Source organism: Lawsonibacter sp. OA9 (assembly GCF_022440585.1).
Window position 1 is genome coordinate 1 of record NZ_JAKNTI010000027.1, and the last position, 11,970, is coordinate 11,970.

14 protein-coding genes are annotated in these 11,970 nt (G+C 44.5%); 11 read left to right on the forward strand and 3 right to left on the reverse strand.

The genetic code is table 11. The features are described from left to right. Positions 1 to 289: 289 nt before the first annotated feature. From MCG44_RS14600 to MCG44_RS14610, 3 genes are all read left to right on the forward strand, one after another. Positions 290 to 904 carry a S41 family peptidase gene (locus MCG44_RS14600; RefSeq protein ID WP_240288971.1) on the forward strand — a complete coding sequence of 205 codons (615 nt, stop codon included), beginning with the start codon at positions 290 to 292 and terminating at the stop codon, positions 902 to 904. A gap of 63 nt (positions 905 to 967) precedes the next feature. Next, on the forward strand, positions 968 to 1,837 hold the full coding sequence (locus MCG44_RS14605; protein WP_240288972.1) for a DegV family protein: 870 nt from the start codon (positions 968 to 970) through the stop codon (positions 1,835 to 1,837). Positions 1,838 to 2,044: 207 nt separating this feature from the next. Then, a complete protein-coding gene (locus MCG44_RS14610; RefSeq protein ID WP_240288973.1) occupies positions 2,045 to 2,536 on the forward strand; it encodes a sporulation initiation factor Spo0A C-terminal domain-containing protein in 492 nt (163 codons plus the stop codon). A 64-nt stretch (positions 2,537 to 2,600) separates the two neighbouring features. On the opposite strand, the gene MCG44_RS14615 is transcribed toward MCG44_RS14610, so the two are convergent. Next, positions 2,601 to 3,665: an HD-GYP domain-containing protein gene (locus MCG44_RS14615; protein WP_345891690.1), complete on the reverse strand. Its 1,065-nt coding sequence runs from the start codon at positions 3,663 to 3,665 to the stop codon at positions 2,601 to 2,603. Between the two features lie 3 nt (positions 3,666 to 3,668). Continuing rightward, on the reverse strand, positions 3,669 to 4,031 hold the full coding sequence (locus tag MCG44_RS14620) for an Hpt domain-containing protein (protein WP_240288974.1): 363 nt from the start codon (positions 4,029 to 4,031) through the stop codon (positions 3,669 to 3,671). A 167-nt stretch (positions 4,032 to 4,198) separates the two neighbouring features. Here MCG44_RS14620 and MCG44_RS14625 point away from each other — a divergent pair, with 167 nt between their 5' ends. The 8 genes from MCG44_RS14625 to MCG44_RS14660 all read left to right on the forward strand — a co-directional run bounded on the left by MCG44_RS14625 (position 4,199) and on the right by MCG44_RS14660 (position 11,587). Then, positions 4,199 to 5,617 carry a phospholipase D-like domain-containing protein gene (locus MCG44_RS14625; RefSeq protein ID WP_240288975.1) on the forward strand — a complete coding sequence of 473 codons (1,419 nt, stop codon included), beginning with the start codon at positions 4,199 to 4,201 and terminating at the stop codon, positions 5,615 to 5,617. Positions 5,618 to 5,780: 163 nt separating this feature from the next. After that, positions 5,781 to 7,775 carry an excinuclease ABC subunit UvrB gene (uvrB, locus tag MCG44_RS14630; protein WP_240288982.1) on the forward strand — a complete coding sequence of 665 codons (1,995 nt, stop codon included), beginning with the start codon at positions 5,781 to 5,783 and terminating at the stop codon, positions 7,773 to 7,775. A gap of 203 nt (positions 7,776 to 7,978) precedes the next feature. After that, entirely contained in the window at positions 7,979 to 8,476 is a 498-nt protein-coding gene (infC, locus tag MCG44_RS14635) for a translation initiation factor IF-3 (RefSeq protein ID WP_240288976.1), read from the forward strand. A 27-nt stretch (positions 8,477 to 8,503) separates the two neighbouring features. Then, positions 8,504 to 8,701: a 50S ribosomal protein L35 gene (gene rpmI / locus MCG44_RS14640; RefSeq protein ID WP_028528597.1), complete on the forward strand. Its 198-nt coding sequence runs from the start codon at positions 8,504 to 8,506 to the stop codon at positions 8,699 to 8,701. A gap of 26 nt (positions 8,702 to 8,727) precedes the next feature. Beyond that, positions 8,728 to 9,084, forward strand: a complete 357-nt coding sequence (rplT, locus tag MCG44_RS14645; RefSeq protein WP_240288977.1) for a 50S ribosomal protein L20 — start codon at positions 8,728 to 8,730, stop codon at positions 9,082 to 9,084. 106 nt (positions 9,085 to 9,190) lie between these two features. Further along, complete coding sequence (locus tag MCG44_RS14650) at positions 9,191 to 9,874, forward strand: polysaccharide deacetylase family protein (protein WP_240288978.1); 684 nt, start codon at positions 9,191 to 9,193, stop codon at positions 9,872 to 9,874. A 118-nt stretch (positions 9,875 to 9,992) separates the two neighbouring features. Then, positions 9,993 to 10,802 (forward strand): methyltetrahydrofolate cobalamin methyltransferase, encoded by an 810-nt coding sequence (locus tag MCG44_RS14655; RefSeq protein ID WP_240288979.1) that lies wholly within the window; start codon positions 9,993 to 9,995, stop codon positions 10,800 to 10,802. Between the two features lie 146 nt (positions 10,803 to 10,948). After that, the gene (locus tag MCG44_RS14660; RefSeq protein WP_240288980.1) at positions 10,949 to 11,587 is read left to right on the forward strand and encodes a corrinoid protein; all 639 of its coding nucleotides are present in this window, start codon (positions 10,949 to 10,951) and stop codon (positions 11,585 to 11,587) included. Between the two features lie 61 nt (positions 11,588 to 11,648). On the opposite strand, the gene MCG44_RS14665 is transcribed toward MCG44_RS14660, so the two are convergent. After that, positions 11,649 to 11,970 (reverse strand): helix-turn-helix domain-containing protein (locus MCG44_RS14665; RefSeq protein WP_240288981.1); only part of this gene is annotated, 322 nt, incomplete at its 5' end.

Below are 11,970 nucleotides of genomic sequence, written 5' to 3' on the forward strand. Positions count from 1 at the left end.
GCTATTATACAAAGGAAGAGTATGAGGCCGTGCAGCAAAGTAATGAGGGTCATTACGAAGGCATAGGGTCGTGATGATGCAGATAAGATTCCGGTATGGTTCAGGTGGCACACTGTTTATGAGGGAAGCCCGCTGCTGAAGCAGGGTTCGGGAAGGTTATCATCTACAAGATCGGACACGGTTTGTTGCGGATAAAGATTTATCCGAGGTTTCAGATGCCATCAAGGACAGTGAAAGTGATGTTTATTCATCTGACGGTATAACCGCCAGACGGAAAAGATATATAGAAGTGGATCTCGAAAAAGCTGAAGTCGAGATACCTGCAGTATCTTACAAGATGCTGCAGGATGAGGTGGGCTATATTGTCATCTATCAGTTTACCGCTGTCGTACCGGAACAGTTCCAGAAAGCGTGTCAGCTGCTTACAGAACAGGGGATTAAGCGGCTGATCGTGGATCTGAGAGACAATCCGGGAGGTCTTTTGACCTCTGTATGTGACACGCTGAACTCCTTTATGCCAAAAGGACTTCTTGTATACACCGAAGACCGGAATGGAAACCGCACAGAACACTTCAGCGAGGGGAAAACACCGCTTGATATACCGCTTGTTGTGCTCGTCAATCAGAACAGCGCGAGCTCTGCGGAAATATTTGCGGGAGCTGTGAAGGATTACGGCGTCGGGACGCTTGTCGGTACGACGACGTACGGAAAAGGAATCGTTCAGAAAACATTTGGATTAAATGACGGCAGTGTGGTGAAACTTACGGTTTCCAGCTACTATACGCCAAACGGGATCAATATACACGGCACCGGGATCGAGCCGGATGTAGAGGTTGAACAGCCGGAAGATGCCACGGAAGATCTGCAGCTGGAAAAAGCACTGGAGTTAATTTGTAAAGAATAAACAGTTGTGAATTGAATTTCATCTGAAAAAGTGGTATGATGGAACAAAAACAGGGAGGGGATTATGCAGAAATTTGTTATTACAACGGACAATATGGCCGATTTACCGGAAACATATTACGGAGAGCATCAGATTCCTTACATGTATCTGCCGTACACAATGGATGGAGAGACTTATCGGAAAGAAAATGAGCTGAAGTCCAGTGATTTTTATAACAAAATGAGAAATGGTTCTATGCCTACGACATCACAGGTCAACTCTGAAGATGCGAAGGAGCTCTGGAAGCCATTCATAGAGGACGGATATGATATTTTGCATATTGCATTTTCTTCAGGGCTGAGCGGAAGTTATAACAGCTGCCGGATTGCCGCTGAGGAGATAGCGGAAGAGTATCCGCAGAGAAAAGTGACAGTGATCGATTCATTGTGCGCATCACTGGGAGAGGGACTGTTCGTTCATCTCGCCGTGAAGATGAAGGAAAGCGGAAAGTCCATGGATGAGATCATCGAGTGGCTGGAAAGCCATAAGATGAATCTGTGTCATGTATTTACGGTAGATGATCTGAATCATCTTCACCGTGGAGGGCGTGTATCTAAGATGACCGCTGTCATCGGTACCATGATCAATATCAAGCCGGTTCTTCACGTGGATGAGGAGGGACATCTGATCGCAGTCAGTAAAGTTCGGGGAAGGAAACGTTCTCTGATCACGCTGGTCAATATGATGGAAGAACGCCTGAAAGATTACACCGGGGGAAAAAGCAGCGTCTTCATCAGCCATGGTGACTGTCTGGAAGATGCACAGTTCGTGGCGAAGCTGGTGAAGGAACGTTTCGGAACAGAAGATATTCTGATTAATCCGGTTGGATCTACGATCGGAGCACATTCAGGACCGGGAACAGTCGCACTGTTTTTCCTTGGAAGCTACAGATAGCTGTTAACGACATACTGCCAGAGGCTACTGCAGTTATGCAGTAGTCTTTTTTTGTCCAAATAAATCATATATCTAAAAAAAACTGAATTTTTATGCAAAAACTTCCGAATTTGGAATGTTTTTAAATGTCGAGGATTCTATTTCGAATTTAATTTTTCCTATAATTAAATAATTAAACGAAATTATTTAAACACAGAAGGGGATAACATGGAAGTTGATAGGATTGAAGGGTTAAAAACAGGAGAGGTGCTTCTTACGCTTACTGAGAATTCATGCACCATAGGTGCAGCACAGGAATATGGGACGTGCTGCTTTGGGTGTGAGGTGCACAGCGGACAGGGATGCGGCAAAAGTGAGCAGGCATGGAGGGAAAAAGCTGGTCAGCTGCTGCTGGAATTTGGTGTTTCTGTACATACGAAGGGATATGTATATTTGTGTCAGGCAGTCGGTATGGCAGCAGCCAGCCCGGGAGAGACGATTTGGGTGACAAAAGAGATTTATCCTGCTATTGCAAAACGTGAGCGTGCGACGGCAGCAGGAGTTGAACGCGCCATCAGATATGCAGTTACAGGAATCTGGGATCACGGAAACTGGAAGCTTTACAGCAGCATTACACAGAATCTGGCGGTCAGCAAGCCGACAAACGGGCAATTTATTCTTCAGGTTGCAAAATATCTGCATGAAGGCATGAGGATGTAACCGATTAAAATGAATATAAATAAAAGCAGGTTTCCAGGATCAGCCGAACCCGGAAATCTGCTTTTTATTTTTGATGATCTGCATATTCATTTGCAAGATGCGCAAATTCAGTGCGTACACTCCTGAAGCTCTCCAAAAGCCTGGGTGAAAAAGTACCGCATTCACCGTTCAGGATCATATGGAATGCCTGTTCTTCGGGGAGCGCCTTTCTGTAAACACGATCCATAGTGAGTGCATCATAACAGTCTGCGATTCCCACAACCTGAGCACAGACTGGTATTTGATCAGACGTCAGTCCGTCAGGATATCCTTTTCCGTCCCAGCGTTCATGGTGATAGCGGCAGATATTATATGCGTACTGCAGGTATTTCTCATCCCCGACACGCTTCAGGGTCTTTAGCATTTCACAGCCTTTTGTAGTATGGGTCTTCATGACCTCGAATTCCTCATCTGCCAGCCGGCCCGGCTTATTGAGTATCGAATCCGGGATGGCTATTTTGCCGATGTCATGCATGGAGGATGCGCTGGCTATGATATCGATGTCTTTTGTATTCAGACCGAGGTCTGTGCAGTGTCTGGTTACTTCCTGCAGCAGTGTTCTTGTAAACAGACGAATTCGCTGAATATGCTGTCCGGTCTCCAGGCTTCGGTACTCAATAATTGATGAAAGTGCATCAACCATGACCGTATTAGATTCACGCAGTTTGACGGCCTGTTCTTCGATGATCTGTTCCTGGTAAAGTTTTCGGTGGTTCAGTTCTATCACATTCTGTACTCGGCGTTTTACCACATGAGGTTCAAATGGCTTCATGATGATGTCGGAAGCGCCGAGATCAAATGCTTTCACTTCATTTTCGGAAGAATCCTCTGCAGTGATGATTATGACGGGAAGTTCAGAGAGAAGACCATCTTTTTTTAATTCCGTCATAACCTGATAACCGTCTTTGACAGGCATATTCAAATCCAGCAGTATGATCGCCATGCGTTCGTGATATTTGCGGGCAAGTGTCAGAGCCTGGTCGCCATTTTCTGCTTCCAGGAGACGAAAATCATGTTCAAACAGGCCGCAGAGTATCACGCGGTTAATCTCGATATCATCTACAATTAAAATCGTATCTCTGGTTTTCATCAGCTAAATCTCCATGGTACTGCTGATAGCAGCCACTGCCGCATCATATGCCTCTTTTGCAGCGGGAAATAAATCCTGAGCCTGCGCAGCATTATCTGAGCGCAGTTCAACTACGATCTGAGAACAGAGGTCGAACAGTCGTGTCAGTCCAAGATTTCCGGCGACTCCTTTCAGAGTGTGGGCAGCGAGCAGTGCATCATCATAACGTTCTTCTTTCATTGCACAGGAAAAAAGTTGCATGTTCTCATCCTGCAGAAATTTATGCAGAAAACGAATATAAAGACCGCTGTTTCCGGAAAAGCGGGCAACAGCAGCGTCATAATCAATACCAGCAATCTGGAGAATAGTTCTCGAATTTTGATCCATTTTATTGGTACTCCTTTAAAGGGTATATATTAGTAAATATTATAGCATATATTTTTGCGTATTGTAAACATAATCTGAGGGCGGTAAAATATTAATGTTTTTGAGCGAATGATATGATAAACTGTAAAATGACGGATAATAATAACAGCGGTCTGCAGGAGGAAGAGATGAAGTATAAGAGAATGATGACAGTGGTTCTGATCATACTGGTTCTGATAGTATATATTTCTTTTGTCTGTGTTCCTTACCGGAAGCAGGAAGGGGTTACAGCGAAGACGAAAAACAGTTTTGATTCCTCTGATTTCTATGGAGATCACCTCTGCCAGGACCGTGCGGCAATTCTGTTTCAAAATGATGAGGCATTGGAGGAGAGGATTCGTTTAATATCCAACGCTTCTGAAAGTATTATACTGTCAACATTTGATTTTAAATCTGATAACAGCGGAAAGATCATGCTGTCAGCTTTATACGATGCCGCGATGAGAGGCGTGAAGGTCCAGCTATTGCTGGACGGCTTTTCATATTTTATACATGTGATGGGGGATCCATATTTTAAGGCGCTGGGTACTCTCAAAAATGTAACCATCAAAGTATATAATCCGATCAACATCCTGAAGCCGACTAAACTGATGGCCCGTATGCATGATAAATATCTGATAGCAGATGACACTGCATTTATTCTGGGGGGACGCAATACATTTGATTATTTTCTGGGAAATGATACAGACTATAAGAATTATGACTGGGACGTTTTGATATACAATGCGGGCAAGACGCAGGGGTCTTCCGTAGAACAGGTAAAGACATATTTTAAATCGGTCTGGGAGCTTTCTGAATGTAAAATTGTAATGGATTCAGTGCCTGCATTTTCAAAAGAAAAGATCAGAGAGAGCGGAAATGAACTGGTGGAACTGTATGGAAATATGCGGTCAGAACACGGCGGGTGGTTTGAAGAAGCAGATTATATGGAAATGACAACGGAAACAAATCAAATCCGTCTGATATCAAACCCAATTCAGGCTGCGGTAAAAGAACCGGTCTTATTTTACAACATGACGGAGCTGATGATGCAGTCTTCGGAGAAAATAGTATTCCACACCCCATATATATTGTGTAACGATTATATGACAGAAAGGCTCACAGAACTTGGCAATACAAATGAAGATGTATGGATGATGACAAATTCAGCTCCAAATAATGGAAATCCATTTGGAGCCGTTGATTATCTGATCCATAAAGAAGAAATTGTGGATACTGGTATCAACATCATGGAATACGATGCGGGAGTATCATATCATGGGAAATGCTTCACGATCGGAGACAGGCTGACGGGAATCGGATCATTTAACTGGGATATGCGGAGTGCATACATCGATACGGAATTGATGCTGGTGGTCGACAGTACATCTTTGAACACGAGCATGCGCAAATATATGAAAACGTATGAAGAGGATACGCTCATTGTGCAGGACGAAGTGACATATACACTGGCACCGGGACAGATTCCGCAGAAGATCAGTCCGAAACGTCTGGAAAAAATCCGCATGCTGTGGCCGCTGGATGAGTGGTTTCGTCATTTGATGTAACTTAAAATGCAGAACAAACATTCGGATGTGCCCTGTACTTTATCTATGCACTCTGTTATAATCAAACTATATAAACTTTTATCGGACCACCATGGAGGTAAAATACATTATGGTTAATCAAGGACATTCGCAATCCGCATCGCTGCCTGCTGATGAAACCCGCATGAAAGGGGGGGCTGGTTTCAGACTGCATTCAGAATACCAGCCTACGGGCGACCAGCCGCAGGCGATAAATCAGCTTGTGCAGGGATTCAGGGAAGGCAATCAATGTCAGACGCTGCTCGGCGTTACCGGATCCGGCAAGACATTTACGATGGCAAATGTCATTCAGCAGATTCAGAAACCGACGCTGATCATTGCACATAATAAGACTCTGGCAGCCCAGCTCTACGGCGAGTTCAAAGAGTTTTTTCCGGAGAATGCAGTTGAATACTTCGTGTCCTACTACGATTACTATCAGCCGGAGGCCTACGTCCCATCCACTGACACCTATATCGCGAAGGATTCCGCTATCAATGAGGAGATCGACAAGCTGCGTTTGTCGGCAACGGCCGCTCTGAGTGAGCGGAGGGATGTTATCATCATCTCCAGTGTGTCCTGCATCTACGGGATCGGCAGTCCGAAGGACTATCAGAATATGATCATTTCTCTGCGCCCCGGTATGGAAAAAGACCGTGATGCGGTGCTGAGAGAACTGATTGATATACAGTATGACCGGAATGACATGGATTTTCACCGCGGCACTTTTCGCGTGCGTGGAGACGTGGTGGAGATCTTTCCGGCGGATGCCACAGATATCGCATACCGTGTTGAGTTCTTTGGGGATGAGATTGAACGGATTACGGAAATTGACACTCTGACGGGGGAAATACTGCATGAGATGAATCATGTTGCAATTTTTCCGGCATCACATTACGTTGTTCCCATGGATAAAATACTGGCTTCGGCAAAGGAGATCGAAGTTGAGCTGGAAGAGCAGGTCCGTTACTTTAAGAGTGAAGACAAGCTGCTGGAGGCACAGCGTATACAGGAACGGACCAACTTTGACCTGGAGATGATGAAGGAGACGGGATTCTGTTCCGGCATTGAGAATTATTCGCGTTATCTCGCAGGCCTCAGGCCGGGAGAGGCACCGTATACCCTGATGGATTACTTTGAAGATGACTATCTTCTTATCATTGACGAGTCACATAAGACTGTTCCGCAGATTCGCGGAATGTATGCAGGCGATCAGTCACGGAAGTCGACTCTGGTAGATTATGGATTCCGCCTGCCCTCGGCAAAAGATAACAGGCCGCTTAATTTCACGGAATTTGAGGAGCACATTGATCAGGTGATGTTTGTATCAGCGACTCCGGGAGATTATGAAGCGGATCACGAGATGCTGCGCGCGGAGCAGATCATCCGTCCAACCGGGCTTCTGGATCCCGATGTGGAAGTGCGCCCTGTGGAAGGCCAGATTGATGATCTGGTATCCGAAGTCTATAAGGAAGTCGATAAGCATAATAAAATTCTGATCACTACTCTGACGAAGCGCATGGCTGAAGATCTGACAGATTATATGAAAAATCTCGGTATTCGGGTAAAATACCTGCACTCGGATATCGATACGCTGGAGCGGACGGAGATCATACGTGATATGCGTCTCGATGTGTTTGATGTGCTTGTGGGAATCAATCTTCTGAGAGAGGGGCTTGATATTCCGGAAATCACCCTGGTTGCGATACTGGATGCGGATAAAGAAGGGTTTCTGCGTTCTGAGACCTCGCTGATCCAGACGATCGGACGTGCGGCAAGAAATGCGGATGGCCATGTCATCATGTATGCCGATAATATAACGGATTCCATGAAAGTGGCGATTGAGGAGACAAAACGGCGCCGGGAGATACAGGAGGCATATAATACAGAGCATGGCATCACTCCAAAGACTATTCAGAAAGCCGTGCGTGATCTGATCAGCATCTCAAAAGAAGTGGCGAAGACAGAGAAGAATCTGGCAAAAGATCCGGAATCTATGAGCAGGAAAGAACTGGAACAGCTGATTGCGAATCTGGAGAAACAGATGAAAGCGGCAGCTGCAGATTTAAACTTCGAGGTTGCAGCAGAACTGCGCGATAAAATGGTGGAGCTTAAGAAGAATCTGGAGGATATTGAATAAAACAGTTGACAGAATGATAAGGGTTGTGATAAAGTAAACAAGTATGAAAAACAAAGAAGAGTATCCACTCTCACCTTAGCACAAATGAGTGACTATGGTTAATATTGAAATAATAAGTCATTATTATGCGATATGAATAAGTGGATAGTCTGTCTATCTACTTATTTTTTTATTTATGGAGGTGCACAACTATTAGCGATTTAATGATTAATGAGCAGATCCGCGACCGGGAAGTAAGACTGGTTGGAGCGGACGGGGAGCAGATGGGAATCATGTCATCCAAGGAGGCATATAACATTGCGGTGGAGGCCGGACTGGATCTGGTGAAGATTGCGCCGACAGCAAAACCGCCGGTATGCAAGATCGTGGACTATGGCAAGTACAAATATGAACTGGCGAGAAAAGAAAAAGATGCCAGAAAGAAACAAAAAACCGTCGACGTAAAGGAAGTTCGCCTGTCTCCAAACATTGATACAAACGATTTAAACACGAAGGTCAATGCAGCCAGAAAGTTTATCTCCAAAGGGGATAAAGTGAAGGTGACTCTGCGTTTCAGAGGACGTGAGATGGCGCATATGCACAGCAGCAGGTATATTCTGGATGATTTTGCAGAGAAGCTGTCTGATATTGCAGTGGTAGAAAAAGCACCAAAAGTAGAAGGCAGAAGTATGACGATGTTCTTAAGCGAAAAACGTCAGTAAAAACATATATTCAAGGAGGACGACAAAATGCCAAAAATTAAAACAAGCAGAGCAGCTGCAAAGCGTTTCAAAAAAACAGGTACAGGAAAATTAGTAAGAAACAAAGCTTATAAAAGCCATATCTTAACCAAAAAATCTCAGAAGAGAAAAAGAAATCTGAGAAAACCGGCTGTTACGGATGAGACAAATGTAAAGAACATGAAGAAAATTTTACCTTACATTTAAGATAGAGTCGAAGGAGGAATATAAGAATGGCAAGAATTAAAGGCGGCTTAAACGCTAAAAAAAGACATAACAGAACACTGAAACTGGCAAAGGGTTACAGAGGAGCCAGATCAAAACAGTACAGAGTGGCAAAACAGTCAGTAATGAGAGCCCTTACAAGCTCCTATGCAGGCAGAAAACAGAAAAAACGTCAGTTCAGACAGCTGTGGATCGCACGTATCAACGCTGCGGCAAGAATGAACGGTTTATCATACAGCAAGTTTATGCATGGTTTAAAATTAGCTGAAGTAGATCTGAACAGAAAAGTTCTGGCAGATATGGCAGTTAATGATGCTGCAGGATTTACAACTCTTGCGGAACTGGCAAAATCTAAAATCGCATAATAGTAAAATGTTACGATCCCGGAATCTAAGTTCCGGGATTTTTTAGCATTCTATTCTGACAGAGAACCTTCATATGATATAAGGAAATACATGGAGGAATTTCCGGATGAAATTTTGGAATGTTTATAAAAAACTGCAATGGATACTGCCGGCGCTGATGCTGCTGGCAGTTTCTGTTCTATGTCTTGGCAATGCACGAACAGATGTACAGGAGGCGTCGTCCGAAGTGATGGAAAAGCCGAAAGTAGCGTTGACATTTGATGATGGACCGCATGAAGTATATACCCCCCAGTTGCTGGACGGACTTGCAGAGCGAAATGTAAAGGCCAGCTTCTTCCTGCTTGGAAAGCAGATACCAGGGAATGAGAAGATTGTAAAGAGAATGTATGAGGAAGGACATCTGGTGGGAAATCACGCTTATAAGCACGTGCTTCTTACCAAGTTACCGAAAGCGGAAGCATGTGAGCAGATCCAGACGACATGTGAGCTGATCAGACAGATCACCGGTGAATATCCTGCATATATCCGCCCGCCTTATGGAGAATGGGACGATGAACTGGACTGTGGAATACCGATGATCCCGGTGTTCTGGAACATTGATTCCATGGACTGGGAGCTTAAAAACACGAATGCTGTTTTAAAACGTGTTTTGCCCTGCGTCAAAGAGGGAGATATTATACTGATGCATGACAGTTATGACACAACTGTTGAAGCAGCGCTGCAGATTGTGGACGAATTGACGAAATCAGGTTATGAGTTTGTCACGATTGATGAGATGTTATGTGAATAGTGGTTAAAATATCATAATATATTTCCAAAAAAATCGGTAATAGTGTTATATTGTTCCTTTACCTGCAAATATTCATATGGTATAATACAAACGAATAAGAACCAGGGGGATAATTCTAATGATAATTATCGGTGAAAAAATAAACGGTTCCATTCCATCCATGGCGAAAGCGATCGCCGCACGTGATGAAGAATGGATCAAAGACATTGCAAAAAAAGAGGCAGAGGCGGGCGCAACATTTATCGATGTGTGCGCATCTGTTGATGAAGAGGTAGAAGTTGAGACGCTGAAATGGATGATCGGCCTCGTGGAGAGCGTGACAGACCTTCCGATCGCAGTGGACAGCCCGAGTGCAAAAGTGTTAAGTGAAGCATACAAGTGCTGCAGCAGACCGGGTATCATCAATTCCGTATCCATGGAAGGTGATAAGATTGATGAGCTGTTCCCGATCGTAGCAGCTAACCCGGGATGGGAGGTAGTCGCACTGCTGTGTGATGACACCGGAATCCCGCAGACAGCGGAGAAGAGACTGGAAGTATTCGGAAGGATTATGGAGAAAGCAAAAGAGTACAATATCGATCCGAGCAGGATCCATATTGATCCATTGATTGAAATGCTGTGTACATCAGAGGACGGCATCGCAATGATCACAGAAGTGATCAGCACGATCCGCGCACAGTACCCGACCATACATATCACGGCAGCAGTCAGCAACATCTCCTTTAACCTGCCGGCAAGAAAACTGGTGAACTTAGGATTTACCGTACTTGCAATGAATGCAGGACTGGACAGCGCGATCCTGGATCCGCTGAACAGGGACATGATGGGACTCATCTATGCGACAGAAGCACTTCTGGGACTGGATGATTACTGCATGGAATATATCGGAGCCTACAGGGAAGGCCTGATCGGTCCTGTGCAGAAATAAAGCAGACGAGCAAAGCAAGTTTTCATTGCCGATTGCTTCGGCCTGTCAGATTTTTTAAGTAACAATCGAAGGATAAGTTTTGAGGAAAACTTATTTTTTGATAGATAGCAAAAACAAAATACAAAAAAGAAGCGGAGGAATTTAACATGTCACCAAAAATTCAGGAAGTTGCAGATTTAGTAGCAAAGGGAAAAGCAAAATTAGTTGGACCAGCTGTACAGGCAGCATTGGATGATGGATGTGATCCTACAGAGATTCTGAACGGCGGAATGATCGACGCAATGGCAGTTGTTGGAGAAAAATTCAAAAACAACGAGATCTTCGTACCGGAGATGCTGGTAGCGGCAAGAGCAATGAAAAAAGGTGTAGAAGTTCTGAAACCACACCTCTCAGCAGGAAGCACAGGAGCAATGGGTAAACTGATCATCGCGACAGTAGCAGGAGACCTTCATGATATCGGAAAGAACCTGGTAGCAATGATGATCGAAAGCGCAGGATTTGAAGTGATCGACCTCGGAGTAGACGTGCCGATCGAAAAAATCATCGAGTGCTACAAAGCAAATCCGGATACAAAGATCGTATGCCTGTCCGCACTGCTGACAACAACCATGCCGTCCATGAGAGACACAGTTGCAGCGCTGAACGAATCAGACTTCAGAAGCAATATCAAGATCATGGTAGGCGGAGCACCTATCACAGCAGAATTTGCTGATGAAATCGGAGCAGACGGATATTCAGAGGATGCAGCTTCAGCAGCTACTCTTGCAAAAGAATTAGTAAAATAATAGTATTACATAGAAAACGCACTGCAGATTCTGCAGTGCGTTTTTACATGTTTTTATATTTTTATGTTTCTGAGCTGCTGCGCTGTTGTTTGCGGTACTGACTTGGGGTGACACCCAGCTTATCTTTAAATGTTTTTGTAAAAGCAGGGAAATTCGGGAATCCACACTCCTCACTGATGCTTGAGAGGGTGTTGGATGTGTTTTTTATCAATTCACAGGCGTGTGTAAGACGGCAGCGGATAATGTATGCATTCGGGGTAGTGCCGTATATCTCTTTGAACAGACGGGTAAAGTGGCGTTCCGAAAGATGCGCAATGTTGGCCAGGTCTTTTACGGTAAGCGGCTCAAAATAGTGGGTCTCCAGGTAGTTAAACGCATCCTCC